The sequence below is a fragment of the Paenibacillus sp. Y280 genome (assembly GCF_056786335.1).
On record NZ_JBXCIW010000001.1, the window covers coordinates 455,590 to 473,274 of the forward strand.

Annotated in this window: 23 protein-coding genes; 6 read left to right on the forward strand and 17 right to left on the reverse strand. The window is 49.3% G+C overall.

What is annotated here, in order from left to right; genetic code table 11:
- Window positions 1–8: 8 nt before the first annotated feature.
- From AC1TPC_RS02070 to AC1TPC_RS02110, 9 genes are all read right to left on the reverse strand, one after another.
- Window positions 9–848 carry a hypothetical protein gene (locus AC1TPC_RS02070; RefSeq protein WP_482065209.1) on the reverse strand — a complete coding sequence of 280 codons (840 nt, stop codon included), beginning with the start codon at window positions 846–848 and terminating at the stop codon, window positions 9–11.
- Window positions 845–1,534: an ABC transporter ATP-binding protein gene (locus AC1TPC_RS02075; RefSeq protein WP_482065210.1), complete on the reverse strand. Its 690-nt coding sequence runs from the start codon at window positions 1,532–1,534 to the stop codon at window positions 845–847. The genes AC1TPC_RS02070 and AC1TPC_RS02075 overlap by 4 nt, the downstream gene beginning before the upstream one ends.
- On the reverse strand, window positions 1,527–1,928 hold the full coding sequence (locus tag AC1TPC_RS02080) for a GntR family transcriptional regulator (RefSeq protein ID WP_482065211.1): 402 nt from the start codon (window positions 1,926–1,928) through the stop codon (window positions 1,527–1,529). The genes AC1TPC_RS02075 and AC1TPC_RS02080 overlap by 8 nt, the downstream gene beginning before the upstream one ends.
- A 202-nt stretch (window positions 1,929–2,130) precedes the next feature.
- Window positions 2,131–2,568: an anti-sigma B factor RsbW gene (rsbW, locus tag AC1TPC_RS02085; RefSeq protein ID WP_482065212.1), complete on the reverse strand. Its 438-nt coding sequence runs from the start codon at window positions 2,566–2,568 to the stop codon at window positions 2,131–2,133.
- Window positions 2,565–2,897, reverse strand: a complete 333-nt coding sequence (locus AC1TPC_RS02090) for an STAS domain-containing protein (RefSeq protein WP_482065213.1) — start codon at window positions 2,895–2,897, stop codon at window positions 2,565–2,567. The genes rsbW and AC1TPC_RS02090 overlap by 4 nt, the downstream gene beginning before the upstream one ends.
- A 75-nt stretch (window positions 2,898–2,972) precedes the next feature.
- Complete coding sequence (locus tag AC1TPC_RS02095; RefSeq protein ID WP_482065214.1) at window positions 2,973–3,599, reverse strand: hypothetical protein; 627 nt, start codon at window positions 3,597–3,599, stop codon at window positions 2,973–2,975.
- Between the two features lie 137 nt (window positions 3,600–3,736).
- Window positions 3,737–4,873 carry a SpoIIE family protein phosphatase gene (locus tag AC1TPC_RS02100; protein ID WP_482065215.1) on the reverse strand — a complete coding sequence of 379 codons (1,137 nt, stop codon included), beginning with the start codon at window positions 4,871–4,873 and terminating at the stop codon, window positions 3,737–3,739.
- Between the two features lie 152 nt (window positions 4,874–5,025).
- The gene (locus AC1TPC_RS02105) at window positions 5,026–5,424 is read right to left on the reverse strand and encodes a YflT domain-containing protein (RefSeq protein ID WP_482065216.1); all 399 of its coding nucleotides are present in this window, start codon (window positions 5,422–5,424) and stop codon (window positions 5,026–5,028) included.
- A 63-nt stretch (window positions 5,425–5,487) separates the two neighbouring features.
- Window positions 5,488–5,652 carry a DUF1328 domain-containing protein gene (locus AC1TPC_RS02110; protein WP_482065217.1) on the reverse strand — a complete coding sequence of 55 codons (165 nt, stop codon included), beginning with the start codon at window positions 5,650–5,652 and terminating at the stop codon, window positions 5,488–5,490.
- A 221-nt stretch (window positions 5,653–5,873) separates the two neighbouring features.
- Between AC1TPC_RS02110 and AC1TPC_RS02115 the strand changes: the two genes are divergently transcribed.
- From AC1TPC_RS02115 to AC1TPC_RS02140, 6 genes are all read left to right on the forward strand, one after another.
- Window positions 5,874–6,755 (forward strand): alpha/beta fold hydrolase, encoded by an 882-nt coding sequence (locus AC1TPC_RS02115; RefSeq protein ID WP_482065218.1) that lies wholly within the window; start codon window positions 5,874–5,876, stop codon window positions 6,753–6,755.
- Window positions 6,756–6,879: 124 nt separating this feature from the next.
- Entirely contained in the window at window positions 6,880–7,038 is a 159-nt protein-coding gene (locus AC1TPC_RS02120) for a hypothetical protein (protein WP_482065219.1), read from the forward strand.
- A 149-nt stretch (window positions 7,039–7,187) separates the two neighbouring features.
- The gene (locus tag AC1TPC_RS02125) at window positions 7,188–7,865 is read left to right on the forward strand and encodes a GntR family transcriptional regulator (protein WP_482065220.1); all 678 of its coding nucleotides are present in this window, start codon (window positions 7,188–7,190) and stop codon (window positions 7,863–7,865) included.
- A gap of 20 nt (window positions 7,866–7,885) precedes the next feature.
- Window positions 7,886–8,977 (forward strand): mannonate dehydratase, encoded by a 1,092-nt coding sequence (gene uxuA / locus AC1TPC_RS02130; protein WP_482065221.1) that lies wholly within the window; start codon window positions 7,886–7,888, stop codon window positions 8,975–8,977.
- Complete coding sequence (locus AC1TPC_RS02135; RefSeq protein ID WP_482065222.1) at window positions 8,974–9,828, forward strand: SDR family oxidoreductase; 855 nt, start codon at window positions 8,974–8,976, stop codon at window positions 9,826–9,828. The genes uxuA and AC1TPC_RS02135 overlap by 4 nt, the downstream gene beginning before the upstream one ends.
- Before the next feature lie 115 nt (window positions 9,829–9,943).
- The gene (locus tag AC1TPC_RS02140; RefSeq protein WP_223285630.1) at window positions 9,944–10,078 is read left to right on the forward strand and encodes a DUF6254 family protein; all 135 of its coding nucleotides are present in this window, start codon (window positions 9,944–9,946) and stop codon (window positions 10,076–10,078) included.
- Window positions 10,079–10,314: 236 nt separating this feature from the next.
- On the opposite strand, the gene AC1TPC_RS02145 is transcribed toward AC1TPC_RS02140, so the two are convergent.
- The 8 genes from AC1TPC_RS02145 to AC1TPC_RS02180 form a co-directional block, all read right to left on the reverse strand.
- Window positions 10,315–10,530, reverse strand: a complete 216-nt coding sequence (locus AC1TPC_RS02145) for a helix-turn-helix domain-containing protein (RefSeq protein WP_482065223.1) — start codon at window positions 10,528–10,530, stop codon at window positions 10,315–10,317.
- 87 nt (window positions 10,531–10,617) lie between these two features.
- Window positions 10,618–11,835: a M20 metallopeptidase family protein gene (locus AC1TPC_RS02150; protein ID WP_482065224.1), complete on the reverse strand. Its 1,218-nt coding sequence runs from the start codon at window positions 11,833–11,835 to the stop codon at window positions 10,618–10,620.
- Between the two features lie 4 nt (window positions 11,836–11,839).
- Window positions 11,840–13,168, reverse strand: coding sequence for an LLM class flavin-dependent oxidoreductase (locus AC1TPC_RS02155; protein ID WP_482065225.1), 1,329 nt, complete (start codon window positions 13,166–13,168; stop codon window positions 11,840–11,842).
- Window positions 13,169–13,250: 82 nt separating this feature from the next.
- Complete coding sequence (locus tag AC1TPC_RS02160; RefSeq protein WP_482065226.1) at window positions 13,251–13,784, reverse strand: GNAT family N-acetyltransferase; 534 nt, start codon at window positions 13,782–13,784, stop codon at window positions 13,251–13,253.
- Window positions 13,785–13,836: 52 nt separating this feature from the next.
- A complete protein-coding gene (locus AC1TPC_RS02165; protein WP_482065227.1) occupies window positions 13,837–14,331 on the reverse strand; it encodes a DinB family protein in 495 nt (164 codons plus the stop codon).
- A gap of 39 nt (window positions 14,332–14,370) precedes the next feature.
- Complete coding sequence (gene solA, locus AC1TPC_RS02170; RefSeq protein ID WP_482065325.1) at window positions 14,371–15,504, reverse strand: N-methyl-L-tryptophan oxidase; 1,134 nt, start codon at window positions 15,502–15,504, stop codon at window positions 14,371–14,373.
- Complete coding sequence (locus tag AC1TPC_RS02175) at window positions 15,488–16,678, reverse strand: amidohydrolase (protein ID WP_482065228.1); 1,191 nt, start codon at window positions 16,676–16,678, stop codon at window positions 15,488–15,490. The genes solA and AC1TPC_RS02175 overlap by 17 nt, the downstream gene beginning before the upstream one ends.
- Complete coding sequence (locus AC1TPC_RS02180; protein ID WP_482065229.1) at window positions 16,675–17,685, reverse strand: LLM class flavin-dependent oxidoreductase; 1,011 nt, start codon at window positions 17,683–17,685, stop codon at window positions 16,675–16,677. The genes AC1TPC_RS02175 and AC1TPC_RS02180 overlap by 4 nt, the downstream gene beginning before the upstream one ends.

Below are 17,685 nucleotides of genomic sequence, written 5' to 3' on the forward strand. Positions count from 1 at the left end.
CATTCTCCTTACACCGTAATCTTTTTGGCAAGCAGCCTCATTCCAAGCCATACCGATAAACAGAGCACAAGAGCGCACATGGTCATTTCTATGGCGTATATTTCTTTTGGATATACATAGGTGTAACGCTTACCATAACCAAGAAATAAGATAGGGGAAATAACTGCTAACACACAGCCCGCCAAATACAGCACGCCATATAAAATCCCCAAACGGCGATAGCTTCTTTCCAGCAATATAGCAGTGAAGATAGCTAATACCGCAATCGTCCCTATTCCGTAATAGTAGAGAAACTGTTCAAACTGCCTTGGTATAAGCTCAACAAGCGCTTGATTGCGGCTTATGGCGTCCACGATATGAGAATCTGCTCTCTGATCCGCTGGCACAACGAGCTTGAATATCATTTTTTCGACAGGCAGCAGCGCCAATTGAAAGGAAACAAAGCCGAAAACGAATAGGAGAAAGGCAGATATTTTGGCTAAATAAATGTTGCGCCTTGCAGTTGGCAGTACAAGCAAACGATAAATAAACGTATGACGCCCAAACCACTCACGGTACCAGATGAAGAAGACATATAAGGCAAGTACACCTATACATGCGAGTATGGGCAAAATAAACCACATCTGCGTATTAAACATCGCCCACTCAAAAGTAAGCAGATTCGGTGCGGGTGCTTGATAGCTGTCTCCCATGTTCAGCGGCAGCTCTTCTTTCCGTCGAGACAGTTCTTTGGTAAGTGTTAAGATTAGAGCGCTAATCTGGGAGATAGCCGTGATTCCCATTAAGACGGCAAGCACCCAGCGAAAGCGATGCACTTCCATATGGACCAGCTTCAAATATCGGTTCATGCTCTGTACACCTCTCTCATGACATCAATGACGGATTTGCCTTCCTCGCTTCGCATTTCTTCGCAGTTGAACGAACGGCTAACCTTGCCATCCTGCAATAAAACAGCTTTATCGATCAAATGCTCCATCTCTCCGATTTCATGCGTCGTGAGCAGCACGCCCCTGCCCTCGATCAAGTCGCTCGTAAATACTTCCGTAATCGATTCGCGGCTGAATAAGTCGATGCCGGAAAACGGCTCGTCCATTAATAAATAATCGGAATCTTGTCCGAGACCGAGCAGCAGGTTGAATTTAGCAGCGGTTCCTTTCGATAAGTTGCCGATTCTCTCCGAGTACTCGAGCCGAAAAAATTGCATAAGCTCGCCTGCACGTTCCTTATTCCAGCTGTCATAGAAGTCTGCCATAAACCGGAGTGCTTCAGATAGCTTCATACCGGGCATCATCGCCAGATGGTCAGGAACGAAAGCTATCCTCTCATAGAGGCTTGGGCTTAGCGATTGTCCATCAATTAGGATAGTGCCTCCCGATATCGGAGTCAGTCCCATGATCGCCTTCAATATCGTCGACTTGCCTGCTCCATTCACACCAATCAGGCAAGTTATTTCTCCCTTATTCGCAGTAAAGGACACGCCGCTCAGCACATCGCGGCGGCGATAACGCTTGCGGATATCTTTGACCTCAATCATGCTCCGGCCCTCCTTCCTCATATTTGCTTTTGACTAGCTGCAGCAGCTCATTAATTGGAACATCAATTTTCCTTACCGACGCCACAAAGGAGCTAACCGCTTCACCGATTAATTCCTCCCTTATTTGATTAAGCAACTTTGTCTCCGTTGTAATTCTGCTAGGAGAGTTTCCTTCCGTTATAATCAACTGCTGCTCCTCCATTTCCTTATACGCTTTCTGTACCGTGTTCGGATTAATCTTCATGACGCTGCCTAGCTCCCTCCGTGAGGGAATAATCTGACCCGCCGCAAGGTGACCCATTGCAATTCGTTCTTTAAAATACCTCACTACTTGCAAATAGACAGGATCCCTCGTATTAAACGCAACTTCTGTCCACCCGTCGTATATGTCCATCGTGATCACACCTCACATTCCTAACAAGCATGTGTATTACGTGCATAATACACTTCATAAACGTATTATGCACGTAATACACTTAAAAGTCAAATGATGGAATCTTTTCCTGATGACGCCTCCAGCACATCATAAAAAAAGAAGAGGAAATGACGCCAAGCGTCGTTTCCTCTTCATCTATCACATTTAACTGCTGTAAATGCTAATGCTCTGCAGCCGCGTTCAAATATTTGGTCAGAACAACTTCCGTTCCATCCTCTAACTTGTTAACCTCTACCTCGTCCATCAGCGCCTGCATCAGATAGATGCCCAAGCCGCCAACGCGGAGCCCGCTAACCTCTGCCTCCGGCAGAGGCGCAGCCTTATCAAGTGCATCAGGCACAATGAAGGCTGAGCCGTTATTTTTCACTTTTATCGTTAGTACCGTATCATCATGCTCAAAGGTAATGTCGATGATACCCTTATTTGCCTTCTGATCGCCATGGATCACTGCGTTATTACATGCTTCAGAGACGGCTACCTTCATATCCTCGATTTCTTCAAAGGCGTAGCTCATTTTCGAAGCGATTCCAAATAGACAGATTCTGACCATATCGATATAGTCTGCATGGGCTGGTATTTGTAATCGAATGGCGTTCATGCTTGGGCCTCTGTCCCTTCTATTAAATATCGGGAAATGCCTGTTAAATCAAATAAACGTCTAATCGCAGCCGGAATATCGCGTACAAAAAACGGCGCGTTTAGCTCATCACGTAGTTTAAGCACCGAAACGATAATGCCAATTCCGGTACTGTCGATATATTTTAATTGCTTAAGATTAAGCACCAATGCTTTATCCGTTTTGTTCATGACCAGCTCCAAGGCTGATCGAAGCTGCGGCACCACCGATAAATCCAGTTCTCCGTTTACATGAAGGATATATTGATCCTTCGTTTCTTCCTGTACAACTTCAAATTGCTCAGCTTTCATTCTATTCACTCCGCTCGCGTTTGTTTAATAAATAGTAGCAATATAGTTCTCCTAGTACAAGATGACAAGCACCTCTTACATCGAAAAGCTGTAGAAGTAATGAATGGACGTTAGCTTCTGTGTATCCGAATTGACAAACAGCTTTAATATCGCTTCATTTCGCTCGAATGCAATACCATCCTCCGTCACATAATCGGGCTCTCCCAGCGCTTCCTTAATCGCTTCAATCGTTGCTGGAATCTCTACGCCATCCATTTGGAGCGTTTTGGAGCCCTCCGTAATTTCCACGAAATTAACCATTCCGTCACTGAATACAACATTCATATTCGGGTACTCATAAATCTTTAATTCCTTTAAATGCGGATCTTCCGAGATGCTTTTAGGCTCGCCAAGCTTCTTCACAACACTGCTGGGATCATCATAAAGGGTGATGCCGTTGATCGCTTGAAGTGTAAAACGCTGCTTCGCCACCTCTGGATTGTTAGCTTCCGCTTCGGCTCCATTTGATGCATAGGTAACTTTCGTTACGGTTGAGGGAGGCATAGAAGCTTGCATCATTTCATCGGCTGCTTCAGCAGATGCCTCAGCCATCACCTTGCTTGCACTCATTGATAAGGAATAGGTATTCGTCACCTTTCCGTAATCACTCGAGAAGGCGAATATGCCTCCGATCAAGCAGCCGATAATAATAATATTCTTCATATGAACTCCCTCCTTTTGCGGGATTGTCATTCATCTTTTTGCTTATACGTACATATAAACCATATCCGATGCCTTGAAACAGAAACAAGCGATTTATTTTATAAAAATATCATTTTCAACGTTTAATGCCCGAAGCCTTACTTCGTTGCGATCATAACCAAGCAAATATCATCCTTCTGGCTTTCATTGCTATGCTCAGCGATAAAATCGCCAACCATCGCCGCATGCTCATCGGCTTCTGTTTCAATTAACTGTTTCACCAAATTATCGATCTTATCCGCTTCGTTATCGCCTAATGATTCGCTTAACCCATCAGTGTAAAGGACAAGCTTCATATGATCCATGTAGGTTAGGCTTCCTTTTTGAATATCTATGCTTGGAAACAATCCAATCGCACAGCAGCCCTCCGTCAGAAGCTTCTCCTGATCACCAATCAGCAGCTTGCCAGGAGGATGTCCGGCGTTTACGTAATCGATCGTCCGCTTATTTGTATCAAGCACTAAATAAATTGCCGTAAAATAGTAGTTAAGCAGCTCTTCCTTCTTATATAGCTGGTTCATATATCGGTTCAGCTCGTGCATGACTAGATCAGGCTCTGTTATACGTGTAATTGTATCCTTGAGTACCGAGGATATATACATGCAGACGAGCGAAGATGCAATGCCGTGGCCCATCATATCGAGTAAAATAACGCCATAACGGTTTTCGTCAATGCGGTGCCATGCGTAAAAATCGCCAGCAAGCTCCGTTGAGGGCTGATAAATCGCGCTTATGCCAACATTCTCATCATTAATCGGCTGGCTTAACACGTTTCTTTGCACTTTTTTGGCAAGCTCCAGCTTAAACTTCACCTGCTTGTCCCTTTCTTTATGCCAATCGATTTCCCGCTTCAGCCTGAGTGCTGATCTTATCCGTGCCAGCAGCTCCATCTTATTAATAGGCTTCATCACATAATCACTGGCGCCGGCATCAAGCGCCTCCGCCATTTTATTCGAATCCCCAAGCGCCGTAACAAATATAATCGGAACATCCTTATAGCGCTCCACCTGTAAAATTCTTTTGCACGCTTCTAAGCCATCGATCTCAGGCATCATCATATCCATCAAGATCAAATCCACATTCGTTTTAGCCTCTGTGTCGGTATCAATGTCCATGAGTGCGTATAGCTCCATAGCCGATGACGCGATTTTCAAATCCTTATAGCCTGCTTTATTTAAAATGGCTTTAATAATAATCTGATTCGTAGCGTTATCATCCACGATTATAATACTCATATGCAAGCTCCCTTTTACTCCAGTTTCTACACTTCATATTCTGAGCCTAACGTTACAGAGAGTCAACTTTTAAAGCATATAGTTGAACAAAGACCTATCCTCCCGGATAGGCCTTAGTTCGCTTCGTTTCAATCAATGGAGCACTCGCTCGCTTAAACGACGTAGTGCGGATAGTAATAAACGGCTGGGTCAAATTCTTCGCCCGTATACTCCTTGCCGCCCCAAGCGATTACCAAAATTTTATCCTGATCCATCTCGCGTTCTAGACGCTGAGAGTCCTGCTCGGAAATGCCGAGCGATCTCATCTTAGCCCGCAGCTCATCTCCGTTCGAGCGGAAAATGTTCGCGATGGCCGTTCCGAGGCCTTCCTCGGCAATGCCGATTTTCTCAGCATCGGTGTTGTCGACGATCCGTTTCGTCCGGTCCTTATCATGCGTCAGCACAAAAATCTTGTCCTTCGCATAACCTTCCGTTTGGAATTTATACACCTGCTCTTGAACCTCGACAGCATTATTGACCGTGTGCACCTTCGTACTTGTTAGATTATTCATTGTAACTCCTCCTATTATTCATTTTATTTTTGATATTGGTTTGTTTCTCTTGAACGAAAGAGGTTAACTAATCCGTCTTCGTCCTACAATGAGAGATACGATAAAGAGAATGACAAATACGACGAATAGTATTTTTGCTATCCCAGCTAAAGCGGAAGCAATTCCTAAGAAGCCGAATATGCCTGCGACGATTGCAAAGATTAAAAATAATAATGCCCATCCTAACATTGGAATCACCCTTCCTTCGAAATTGTTTTTGTTTAACTTGTCATGTTATTAACCAGCCCTGCGCCCTTTGAAACAGTATAATTTTAGGTTTCCAGCATCCAAATAACGCTATTAATGAAGAAATAAAAAGTGTCGTTTTTAAATGTTTCAGAAGCGGTTGTTGAGGTTAAGAGACTTCACCAAATAAATCAAATCGATAATAGAAAAGGCTGGTGAGATCGATGGAAAAACAGCGTATACACGTTAATGGCATCGATTTAGTCTATGAAGAATGTGGAAGTAGTAATGGAAACGTAATCGTATTGCTCCACGGCTTTTGCGGCTCATCCCAATACTGGCAAAAAATTTGTCCGATGCTGAGCGATCAGTATCGTGTCATCATCCCGGATCTCCGCGGTCACGGCGAGTCCTCGTCACCTGAGGGGACCTATACAATGGAAGCGATGGCAGAGGATATCTCAGCCCTCCTCCAGGCACTGCGAATCGAGAAGGTCGTCATGTTCGGCCATTCCTTGGGCGGCTATGTAACGGCTGCATTCGCGGATAAATATCCAGAGAAGCTGGCTGGCTTCGGGCTCATTCATTCGACTGTGCTGCCGGATACTGAGGCGATTAAGGAAAAACGAGCTGCAGATATTGAAGCCATACGCGAAAAAGGCATAAGCAAATACCTTTACAGCATTATCCCCGAATTGTTTACCGATGCGAAGCTCGGGGAAATGCGCAATGAGGTCAATGAGCTGATCGGAGTCGGTCAACAAATGCAAGAACATGCTTTGATCTCCACGCTTTTGGGCATGATGCAGCGTCCTGACCGCAGCCATGTGCTCGCCAAGGCTAAATATCCTGTCCTGCTTGTAGCCGGTGCAGAGGATGCCGTCATTAAGCCTGATGACACCTTCACGGTTACGAGTCTGGAACAGCCTGAAACGACCTACAAATATCCTCATATCCTTGAAACAACGTTTGAGGATGTGGCGCATATGAGTCTTGTGGAGGTATCCGATCAGCTTTCCAGGGTCATGTCTACTTATTTAAAAACACTCTTGGAGCGTGAGAAAACGAGAACCGAGGGAAAAACCGAAATGCCTACCCCGCATTGAATTAGATCGCTTTTTATTCAAAAAAATGATTCAAATCGTGTCCGATTGGGTAAATATGAATAGGCAGATAACCCCTATCATCCGATATCATCTGTCATAAAAATAACTGGAGGTGCTAGTTACTATGAGTAGTACGAATACTTCTTATCGAACGGGAGAAATTGTTAAGCATGATGGCAACTACATTTCACAATCAGGCAAGAAAGATAAGCTGCAAAAGGGAGAAAAATTCCCTGCTTGTCCTGTTAGCGGTAATGAAACAACTTGGAGCAATGCCGATTAGCGCTAAATAACGACGATCATAATAAGCAAGGGCTGTCCTTTAGAAAGTAGATCACCTACTTTCTGGGGCAGCCCTTTTGGCGTTTTTCACCTTCACACCCGCTAACTTGTATGGTAGTATGGTAGTGTGAAACCGAAAGGGATGAGCCTATGGATTATCAAATGCGTCCGATGCCTTTCTCCACTAGAGATGTGGTCTATACGCAGCTAAAGGAACAAATATTGAAGCTTGAGCTTCCGCCCGGAACATCTTTATCAGAAAATGAAACCGCTCTCTTGTTCAAGGTCAGCCGCACGCCTGTTAGGGAAAGCTTTCTCCGCCTTGCGCAAGAGGGGCTAGTCCAAGTGCTTCCGCAGCGCGGCACTTTCGTTTCCTTAATCGATACGATGCTTGTTGAAGAAGCGAGATTTATGCGGGAGCAGCTGGAGAAGGCCGTTATTCTGCTCGCTTGCGACCATTTTCCGGAACCATTCCTTCTGCTGCTCGAAGAGAACCTTCGCCGCCAAGAGGAATGTGTACGACTCGAGGACGATAAAAGCATGCTGGAGCTTGATGATGCTTTCCACCGTATTTTGTTCGATGGCACCAGCAAGAGCCATACTTGGTCGATTATGCAGCAGATGAATGCCCACTTGAATCGCAGCCGCATGCTGAGGCTGGTCGATGACCACAGCTATGCGCATCTCTATGAGCAGCATCGCTCCATGGCTGACGCGATAAAGGCACAGGACGGCAAGACCGCCGAGCGCGTGATGAAGGAGCATCTTTCTTTGAATATTGCCGATCAAGCTTTGCTGAAGGAGAAATACCCTAATTATTATAAATGACAATAGGAGGATCGATTGGCATGCAGATGACGTTCAGATGGTTTGGCGAAGGAAACGATACGGTCCCGCTTAGCTATATTAAGCAAATTCCAGGCACAGAAGGCATCGTCTGGTCGCTTCACGATATGGCGGCAGGCGAGGAATGGCCGATGGAGCGGATTTTGGAGGTTAAGCGGCAAGCAGATCAAGCTGGCCTGCATATTGACGTAGTTGAGAGCGTTAACGTACATGAGGATATTAAGCTGGGTCTCCCCACCCGCGATCTATACATAGACAATTATAAGAAAACAATCGAGAAGCTGGGCAGCGTTGGCGTCAAAGTGATCTGCTACAACTTCATGCCGATTTTCGACTGGCTGCGCACCGACCTGCACAAGAGGATGGATAGCGGAGCTACCGCATTATTTTATGAAAATAACCGGATTGCAGGTGCCGACCCGTTCCAATTAGTTGAAGAAATCAATGCCAACTCTGCATTGACGATGCCTGGCTGGGAGCCGGAGCGGCTTCTGCATTTGACTCAGCTGTTTGAGGCGTACCAAGGCGTGACGGAGGCTCATTTGTGGGAAAATCTCCGTTATTTTCTGAATGAAATTATACCGGTCGCAGCCCGCTGCGGCATTCGAATGGCCATCCACCCGGATGATCCGCCATGGCCGGTGTTCGGGCTGCCGCGCATTATGACCTGTCAGGAAAACTTCCGAACGTTTTTGAAGCTTCATGACAGCCCTTATAACGGCATTACGCTGTGCAGCGGCTCGCTTGGCGCTAATCCGAGCATTGATATTATTGCGATGATCCATGAGTTTGCGGACCGCATTCCGTTTGCGCATATCCGCAACGTTCGCGTTTACGACAACGGAGATTTCATCGAGACCTCCCACCGCACGCAGGACGGCACAGTCGATATCGCTGGAATCGTGCGCGCGTATCATGAAATTGGATTTACCGGCTACGTAAGACCCGATCACGGCCGCCATATTTGGGATGAGCAGTGCAGACATGGATATGGCTTATATGACCGCGCGCTCGGCATCATGTATTTGTGGGGACTTTGGGATGCTTATCAGCTTGCCGCTGCTTCTACTGGAGAGCAGGTGGCATCGGCATGAGTAAGCTTCCCAAGCATGAATCTCTCAGCGGTAAAGTAGTGGTCATTACTGGCGGTGCAGGCGTGCTGTGCCGTGTCATGGCGCTTGAGCTTGCGCGTCAGGGAGCGAAAATTGCGATACTCAATCGTACCACGGAGAAGGGCGCAGCAGCAGCCGAAGAAATTAAAGCTGCAGGCGGTATCGCGATTGCCGCCCCTTGCGACGTGACAAGTCCGGAAAGTACAAGAGCAGCCGGCGCTTCGGTGCTTGAGCAGCTAGGCCCATGCGATATTTTGATCAATGGCGCTGGCGGGAACCATCCGAGCGCGAATACAACAAACGAAACGTTCAAGCCGGAGCATCTGAATGCGGAGAACATGACGACGTTATTCAACTTGAGCGTAGAGGGCTTCCGCAGCGTCATGGATCTCAACTTTGTCGGCACGCTTATACCAACGCAAATTTTTGCTGAGCAAATGCTGGGGCGGCAAGGTGCAACCATTATCAATATTTCGTCGATGAGCGCGCCGTCGCCGATGACGAGAGTTCCTGCCTATAGCGCCGCCAAAGCTGCCATCGTCAACTTCACCCAGTGGCTGGCGGTACACCTAGCGGAGCCTGGGATTAGGGTTAACGCGATAGCCCCCGGCTTTTTCTTAACGGAGCAGAACCGCAAGCTGCTGCTGCACGATGACGGCTCCTTAACGGATCGGTCGGGCAAAATCATCTCGCATACGCCGATGAGGCGCTTTGGCAAGCCGGAAGATCTGCTAGGCGCTTTATTATGGCTCGCTGACGAGACGACTGCCGGCTTTGTTACTGGTGCGACCATACCCGTTGATGGCGGATTTTTAGCTTATTCCGGCGTTTAGCCCGCAGCCTGCAGATTGATTGCCGTCACGCTTTGCTCCTTAATGTCGATTTAATCCTCCGTATGAGATCGGCCATATTATGCCACCCTACAGGAGGAAAGGAGGGGGAATTGCTATGACATCATCCAAAGGCCGCCGTGAAAATGCATGGAACCAGCGTAAGCATACGCAGCATCCGCATGGCAAAGTGAAGTCGCTTGAAGAGCTGAGCCAAGAAGACGACAACGCCAAAGCCAAGCAAGATTCATAAGCAATAACCGCAGCTCCGTTCGATAGACAAAACCTCCGTCCGTAGGCTAAGCCCTGGGTCGGAGGTTTTTCAAGCATTGCCTATATTCATAGAAATATGTGTCGCCAAATCTCCCTTCTCGATTTCCGCCTCTACAAGCTTCATTTGCCCTACTCCTTTGCTCCATCATATAACGCTGCCAGACTAACCCACAAGAAAGGAGCCCCGACAGTTTTTACGCTGCAGGGACTCCTTCTTCACGTCAATCGCCGCAGCTCATAGAGATCGCGCACATTGCATTCAACAATGTCTGCTATTGCGATCGCGGCTTTGAGCGGCATCATTCGTTTATTGTCGATATAATCGACTATCCGTTCGGGTCTAATCCGCAGCTCTGCCGCAAGCTTTTCCTTCGACATGCTGCGTTCGGCCAAGCGCTGCTCGAGCAGGCAAGGGCCAAGCTCTATTTTCATCGTGCTGCTACCTCCATTAATGGAACGTACAACACCAGTTTAACCAAACAGCTCTTTCTCTAATACTGCTGTTAAGCTGCTTACGCCCTAAGCGAGTAATTGCGCATCTGCCACAAGCTGCACATGCAGCTTGGCTCCCAGTACGAGCGCGCGCTCATCCAGATCGAATTGCGGATGATGCAGAGGATTGATGATTCCTTTATCCTTATTGCCGATGCCGATTAGAACCATCGCACCCGGAGCCTTGTCCAAATAATAGCTGAAGTCCTCACCGGCAAGGCTTGGCTTGTCTAGCACGCTAGACTTTCCATGGCCAAACACTTTCTCGCCTGCTCGCTGCACCAGCTCTACAGCGGAAGCATCATTAAGCAGCGCCTTTCCCATGCGGAACTGGGTCTCATATTCGCCGCCAAACCGATCCGCACATGCGGCTGCACATCGTTCGATCAGGCTGCGAATGCGATCTACCGTGTGCTGCTCGAAGGCGCGATACGTACCTTCTACCTCGCCTGACTCTGCAATGGCGTTAATGACCGTCCCTGCTTGGAGCCTGCCAAAAGCGAAGGCTACCGGCTCGTGAGGGTCTACGGCGCTAGCTACTGCAGCACGCGATTCGGTTACAAAATGCGCGGCCATCAGAAGCGCGTCAGCCGCTAAATGCTGAGCGCCGTGATGGCCTGATCGTCCTCGGAATGAAACTCGGAAATGCGAGGATGCCGCCATCGCATATTTGCGGTGAACAGCGACTTGCAGAGCAGGCAGCTCCGGCCATACGTGGAAAGCAAAAGCGGCGGATACCTCGTCCGCCGCCCCGCTCTCGACCAAATCGCGCCCGCCGCTCAGCAACCTGCCGTCAAGCGGACTTACAGCAGCTCCTTCTTCCGCAGGCTGGAACACGAACCTTACTGCTCCTGCCAGCTGCTCCCGGAACCTGCTTAAGCCAAAGGCTGCTGCAAGCAGCATCGTCATATGTGCATCATGCCCACAGGCGTGCATGGCTCCATCGATAGTTGACCGGTAGTCGACGTCATTTCGCTCATGAATCGGCAGCGCGTCCATATCGGCTCGCAGCAGAATCGTCTTCCCAGGCTTGCCGCCGCGCAGCAAGCCAATGACGCCTTTTCCAAAATGGTTCCCGACACCCCGCTGAACCTCAAGGCCATAGCTCTCCAGCAGCTCGGCAATTCGCTCCGAGGTCCGATCTACGTCATACATCAGCTCGGGCTGGCGATGGAAATCCCGTCTCAGCGATATCCATTCCTGCTCCCGTTCCTCCAGCAGCGTAAAAATCGGAGCCGTATTCATCTCGTTAGCTGTTCACTTTCTCTTTGGTATAGCGATTAACCGGTACCTGCAAGCCTAAGTTGCCGCGAAGGGTATCGGATTCGTATTCCGTACGATAAATGCCGCGCTCTTGAAGTATCGGCACAACGAGTTCAACAAAATCTTTCAAACCGCTCGGAATGGAGGAATGAATAATGAATCCGTCAGCTGCGTATTCCTCATGCCACTGCTGAATGAGATCGGCAACCTTCTCCGCCGTACCGACGAACAGGCCGCGCGGCGTAGCCGATTGCAGCGCAACCTGACGTAGCGTCAGATTTTGCTCCTTCGCTGCTTTCTTGATTTTGTCCGTGCCGCTGCGGAAGCTGTTTTGACCTAGATCGCCAAGGTCAGGGAACTGTTCATCAAGCGGATATTGAGAGAAATCATGATGCTCGAAGAAGCGTCCCAAATAGTTCAATGCGTTCTCGATCGTCACCAGTCCAGCCAGCTCTTGGTACTTGCGCTCAGCCTCTTCCTCCGTGCGTCCAATAATAGGACTGATTCCTGGAAGAATGACGATATCATCCACCGAACGGCCCTCAGCTACCGTGCGGTCTTTTACATCCTTATAGAAGGCTATTGCCTCCTCAATGCTCTCGTGGCCCGTGAATACAGCATCCGCAGCCTTGCCTGCCAGCTTCTTGCCGCTCTCAGAGGAGCCAGCTTGGAAAATAACCGGATGCCCTTGCTTCGAGCGGGCAATATTAAGCGGTCCTTGAACGGAGAAATACTCTCCCTTATGATCCAAACGGTGAAGCTTAGTCGGATCGAAGAATACGCCGGACTCTTTATCTCTTACGAAAGCATCGTCTTCCCATGAATCCCATAGGCCTCGCGTCACTTCCAAGTACTCTTCTGCAATTTTGTAACGCTCGTCATGCGTCGGGTGATCGGTTTTGCTAAAGTTGCTCGCAGAGCCCTCAAGCGGTGAAGTTACCACATTCCAGCCTGCACGGCCGCCGCTAATATGGTCTAGCGAGCCAAACTGTCTAGCTACCGTAAATGGCTCACTGTATGAGCTTGAAAGCGTGCCGACAAGTCCGATTTTCGAAGTGGCTGCCGCAAGTGCGGACAATATCGTAATCGGCTCAAAGCGATTTAAGAAATGAGGGATTGATTTCTCGTTAATGTACAGACCGTCAGCGATAAAGACGAGGTCGAACTTGCCCGCTTCAGCCGTTTGTGCTTGCTGCTTATAAAATTGAAAGTTTACGCTCGCATCAGCCGGAACCTCTGGATGCCGCCATGCCGACACGTTGCCTCCTACACCATGAATCAACGCGCCAAACTTAATTTGCTTGCGATTCGCCATTTTAAACAGCCTCCTCAATCAATTGTAAGTATATTTGAGTTAGTCCGTAGTTATCATCTCAACGATGTGTAATTTGCTTCTATTAGGTTTGCAATAAAGCTGCTTCCTTTAATGGAAGCCAGTAGCTCTTGACAAGCGTTTCCCCGTTCATAATATCTTTGTCGTACGCTCTCTCAAAGCCCAGCCGCTCATACAGCCTTACGGCTGAATCCATCATATCGGAAGTATGGAGATGCAGCGTCTCTGCGCCTGAATCCCGTGCAAGCTGAGCGCTGGCGCGTATTAAATCCGTCGCAACGCCATAGCCGCGTGCTTTCTTCGATACGGCGAGCAGGCGTATAATCGGGGATTGGATATTAAGGTCAGGACGTCCGTATGCTTCTTCAGAGGAATCGAATAGGAATACACTTCCAACAACCTCGCCATCCAGTTCCGCAACCAAACGAGCCTTTGTAGCCGCGCTGTCAACGGATGCCAGAATGCTTTCCTTATATTCAATCCAGCGCGGCTCCGGCAGCACTTGCTCATATTGACCATACGCATCGAGCAGCACTGCAAGGGTCGCATCGCGATCCGACAGCTCGGCATAGCGAATGATTACTGCTTTAGCTGACATGTTCCTCCACCCGCTCTCCACAAATTTAATGATCAAACTTTAAATGGTATGGTTAAATGGTGCAGCTAGAGCCCTGAAAATCTGTCTCTCCCTGCTTGATCCGGCGAATTTGCGCTAAGTGACCTTGAATGTGCTTAACAAAAGCAGGCACGATAGCAGCAATCGTTACCGGCTCGCCTTTAAAGTTAATGCCGGTCTTGTTCCATTCTTCCTCTGTCAAGCGATTAAACAATAGGCTGTTATATTGAACAAATGCGCGAGCGGCAGTAAGGATTTCCTGTACATCTCCCTCGTTTGCCTTCTGGCCGGATACCCAAGCATCTTGGTTAAAGGCTGGAAGTCTTGCTTCAGAGCCAGACAAAATCTCGCGGATTCGAAACGATACGATAATGCTATGATCGACAAGATGGGTAAGCACTTCTGTTACGCTCCATGATGCCGGCGCAGCCTTCCATTTCAGCTGTTCCTCCGACAACCCCTTGATTTCTTCCTCAATTTGATCATACGCCTGTAAATATGCTTGAACATCGACAGTTGACTGGCTCATGTAAGCTCCCCCTTATAAATAGCAAAAATGATCAACATGTTACTTAGTGAAACGGCTAATCTCGAATATGCCAAGATCAAAGCCCGTATCTTTCTTTTCCAATATATTCGCCAAAATCTCACCAACAACGCTTGCGAATTTAAAGCCATGACCGGAGAAGCCTCCGGCGAGCAGCACATTGGCATGCTCGGGATGCGCATCGATAATGAAGTCTTCGTCGGGCGTAAACTCATATTTGCATACTGCGCTTTGCAGCAGCTTGCCTGCTGCGCCCGGCACAAAGGCATCAAGCGCGCGGCGAAGGTCTTCCTCGTCTTCCGGGTAAGCGCCAAACGGCGCTAGCGGCTCGCCGGGCGACCATTCCACTCCCGTATCATGACGGCCGATCTTAATGCCAGCGCCTCCGATGCTCGGAAAGCCATAATAGCCGCCAGCCGCGCCGCCCCAAGTAAAGCCTGGGAAGACGCCTGCGTCAAAAGCGGGCGAGCTCGTTTCGAACCAGCCGACCACCTTGCGAACCGCGCGAATCGGCAGATTAACGTGAGCCGACAGCATTTTGAACCAAGCGCCTACGGTAACGATGATTTGCGGAGCAGAGTACGCTGCCTCTTCTGTATGCACGGTTACGCCGGATGGTCTAGCCTCGATATTCGTAACGAAGCTGTTCACAAGCAGCTCCGCGCCAGCTGCGATTGCCTGCTGCTTGTAAGCAGCGACACATTGCTCGCTATATAAGTAGCCTGCATTTGGCTCATATATCCCTTGAAAGGAATCCGGGAGCTGAATGCCTGGAAAGCGGCGGTTGATCTCGGCCGCGCGCAGCAGTTCGACATGAACGCCATTCGCGGCAGCGTCATCAAGCCTGTCTTCGTAATTGTAAAAGCTCGTTTCCGCCATGTTCAGCACGCCTGATCGCTCAAGCAGCTTAAGGCCGGTTGCTTTCTCGAGCTCCAGCCATCGCTCATCAGCGCGAAGCGCCATCTTCACATACGTATCGCCGCCATGGTAAGCATGTCTGATAAGCCTTGGCTCTCCATGATGGCTTCCCATGTTATGCGGCGGATCAAAAGCGTCGATGAGCAGCGTCTTCGCTCCTCGCGATGCCAGCTCATAGCCGGCGCTCAACCCCATCGAGCCTGCTCCTACAACGATTACATCATACGATTTCGGAATGTTGTCGTCCTCCCGGCAAGCCCTCTGCCGCCAGCTTGCGCAAAGCGTCAGAAGCTAGTGTGGCAAAAAACGATGCCGCTATCGGCAATGCCTTCTCATCCAAATCAAATGCCGGATGATGCCATTCCTGCGGACCGGCCGTACCGAGAAACACGAACAGTCCCTCCGTTTCTTTCAAATAGAAGGCGAAGTCCTCGCCTGCCGGAGAAGGCGTCGGACTCACAACAGTTAAACCAATTGCCTCTGCCGTTGCAGCAGCTTGATCGGCCCATTTCTGATCGTTCACGACAGCCGGCGGCCCTTCAATCCACTTCACTTGCGCCTTAGTTGCGAAAGCTGCGGCAACGCCACTTACAACCTGCTCGAAGCGTCCGCGAACCGTCTGGCGGACATGCTCGTCAAACGTTCGCAGCGTGCCGTCGAATACCGCCTTGTCGGAAATGATATTCCATGCGGTTCCCGCATGCAGCCTTGTTACACTGACGACCGCGCTGTCCAGCGCGCTTACGTTCCGGCTTACAATCGATTGCAGCGCCGTAATAATATGAGCCGATGTGACGATCGGATCAAGGCCAGCCTCTGGTACTGCAGCATGGCTGCCTCGTCCTTCAACCTCAACGGCAAAACCATCGGCTGCCGCCATAATCGGACCGCCCTTGATGCCAATCGTGCCAACAGGAAGATCCGGCTTGTTGTGCATGCCGAACACCGCATCCACGCCTTTCAGCGCTCCGCTTGCAATAAGCTGCCCCGCGCCTTTTGCTTTCTCTTCGGCGGGCTGGAACAGAAAACGTACCGTCCCCTGCAGCTCCTGCTCCCGTTCCTTCAACAAGAAAGCTGTTCCGAGAATCGAAGCGGTATGAAAATCATGGCCGCAGGCATGCATCTTGCCTGGTATTTTGGAAGCGAACGGGAGTCCCGTCTCCTCCTGTATCGGAAGTGCATCTATATCTGCCCGAACCGCAACAATTGGGCCGCCCTGCAGCCCCCCAACCTCTGCGATTACGCCAGTTTTGAGCCCATAATCGACAATTCGAATGCCTGCATCCGTCAACCAGCCGAGAATGGAAGCCGTCGTCTCGTATTCCTCATGTGACAGCTCCGGATGCTCATGCAGCTGCCGCCTGATGGCAACTAACTGCTGCTCAATGGATTCCGCCGAGAAACGGCTCATACCAATTCCCCTTCGAATGCTTCCTTCAACAGCTCAAAGGAACGAATCCGTTTGGCAAAATCAGGGATAATCGTCGTAAAGACAAATTCATCCACGCCGTATTGCTCTTGAATTTCAAGCAGCCGCTTTCGAACCGTTTCCTTCGTGCCTCTCGTAATATCCGCATCTCTTTCTTCAGCCGTAAATTCCTCACCCGCTTGTCTAGCGAATTCCTCCGCCTGCTCGAGCGAGCCGACGTTTACCGTCTTGCCGCTTGCGAGCGTAACTCTAACGCTCTTGAAATGTCCCGCTAACGCGTTTGCTTCCTCCTCCGAATCTGAAGCAATGACAGACAATGCAAGAATCGTCTTCGGCTCTGCGCCATTCGAACGATTAAAGTTGTTTCGGTACGTATCAAGCGCTTTGCGAGCTGTGTCTGGATCATTGTTAATGAAGAGAGCGAACGCATACGGATACCCTTTCTCCGCAGCCAGCTCCGCACTCGATACGCTTGTGCCGAGCAAATAGATGTCAGCGGGCTGCTTCGGCAGCGGACTTGCTTCGAGACCTGCAAGCGGATGGTCTTCACCAGCCTTGCCTATAAGCAGTTGCTCGAGCTCGGTCAGCTTCTCCGCCAAGGTTGCGGATTCTGATACGCCCTTCTGCAGAGCCTTTGTCGAACGAGGAAGTCCGCCTGGTGCACGGCCGATTCCAAGCTCAACGCGGCCTGGCGCTAAAGAAGCCAGCACGTTGAAATTTTCTGCTACTTTATAAGGACTGTAATGCTGGAGCATAACGCCGCCTGAACCGATTCGGATCGATGTGGTCTGAGCCAGCAAATAAGCAATAAGCACCTCTGGCGAGGATCCGGCCATGCCTGGTGAGTCATGATGCTCCGATACCCAGAAGCGCTCGAACCCAAGCGTTTCTGCCAACTGCGCCAGCTTGACGGTATTCCCTAATGCTTCAGCCGCTGTTTGCCCGGGGAAAATAATACTTTGATCCAGAATGCCAAATTTCAGTGACAT

Excerpts from the sequence above, each read along its gene's own strand:
- AC1TPC_RS02070 (WP_482065209.1), bottom strand. The coding sequence starts at position 848 with ATGAACCGATATTTGAAGCTGGTCCATATGGAAGTGCATCGCTTTCGC.
- AC1TPC_RS02075 (WP_482065210.1), bottom strand. The coding sequence starts at position 1,534 with ATGATTGAGGTCAAAGATATCCGCAAGCGTTATCGCCGCCGCGATGTG.
- AC1TPC_RS02080 (WP_482065211.1), bottom strand. The coding sequence starts at position 1,928 with ATGGACATATACGACGGGTGGACAGAAGTTGCGTTTAATACGAGGGAT.
- rsbW (WP_482065212.1), bottom strand. The coding sequence starts at position 2,568 with ATGAACGCCATTCGATTACAAATACCAGCCCATGCAGACTATATCGAT.
- AC1TPC_RS02090 (WP_482065213.1), bottom strand. The coding sequence starts at position 2,897 with ATGAAAGCTGAGCAATTTGAAGTTGTACAGGAAGAAACGAAGGATCAA.
- AC1TPC_RS02095 (WP_482065214.1), bottom strand. The coding sequence starts at position 3,599 with ATGAAGAATATTATTATTATCGGCTGCTTGATCGGAGGCATATTCGCC.
- AC1TPC_RS02100 (WP_482065215.1), bottom strand. The coding sequence starts at position 4,873 with ATGAGTATTATAATCGTGGATGATAACGCTACGAATCAGATTATTATT.
- AC1TPC_RS02105 (WP_482065216.1), bottom strand. The coding sequence starts at position 5,424 with ATGAATAATCTAACAAGTACGAAGGTGCACACGGTCAATAATGCTGTC.
- AC1TPC_RS02110 (WP_482065217.1), bottom strand. The coding sequence starts at position 5,652 with ATGTTAGGATGGGCATTATTATTTTTAATCTTTGCAATCGTCGCAGGC.
- AC1TPC_RS02115 (WP_482065218.1), top strand. The coding sequence starts at position 5,874 with ATGGAAAAACAGCGTATACACGTTAATGGCATCGATTTAGTCTATGAA.
- AC1TPC_RS02120 (WP_482065219.1), top strand. The coding sequence starts at position 6,880 with ATGAGTAGTACGAATACTTCTTATCGAACGGGAGAAATTGTTAAGCAT.
- AC1TPC_RS02125 (WP_482065220.1), top strand. The coding sequence starts at position 7,188 with ATGGATTATCAAATGCGTCCGATGCCTTTCTCCACTAGAGATGTGGTC.
- uxuA (WP_482065221.1), top strand. The coding sequence starts at position 7,886 with ATGCAGATGACGTTCAGATGGTTTGGCGAAGGAAACGATACGGTCCCG.
- AC1TPC_RS02135 (WP_482065222.1), top strand. The coding sequence starts at position 8,974 with ATGAGTAAGCTTCCCAAGCATGAATCTCTCAGCGGTAAAGTAGTGGTC.
- AC1TPC_RS02140 (WP_223285630.1), top strand. The coding sequence starts at position 9,944 with ATGACATCATCCAAAGGCCGCCGTGAAAATGCATGGAACCAGCGTAAG.
- AC1TPC_RS02145 (WP_482065223.1), bottom strand. The coding sequence starts at position 10,530 with ATGAAAATAGAGCTTGGCCCTTGCCTGCTCGAGCAGCGCTTGGCCGAA.
- AC1TPC_RS02150 (WP_482065224.1), bottom strand. The coding sequence starts at position 11,835 with ATGAATACGGCTCCGATTTTTACGCTGCTGGAGGAACGGGAGCAGGAA.
- AC1TPC_RS02155 (WP_482065225.1), bottom strand. The coding sequence starts at position 13,168 with ATGGCGAATCGCAAGCAAATTAAGTTTGGCGCGTTGATTCATGGTGTA.
- AC1TPC_RS02160 (WP_482065226.1), bottom strand. The coding sequence starts at position 13,784 with ATGTCAGCTAAAGCAGTAATCATTCGCTATGCCGAGCTGTCGGATCGC.
- AC1TPC_RS02165 (WP_482065227.1), bottom strand. The coding sequence starts at position 14,331 with ATGAGCCAGTCAACTGTCGATGTTCAAGCATATTTACAGGCGTATGAT.
- AC1TPC_RS02175 (WP_482065228.1), bottom strand. The coding sequence starts at position 16,678 with ATGAGCCGTTTCTCGGCGGAATCCATTGAGCAGCAGTTAGTTGCCATC.
- AC1TPC_RS02180 (WP_482065229.1), bottom strand. The coding sequence starts at position 17,685 with ATGTCACTGAAATTTGGCATTCTGGATCAAAGTATTATTTTCCCCGGG.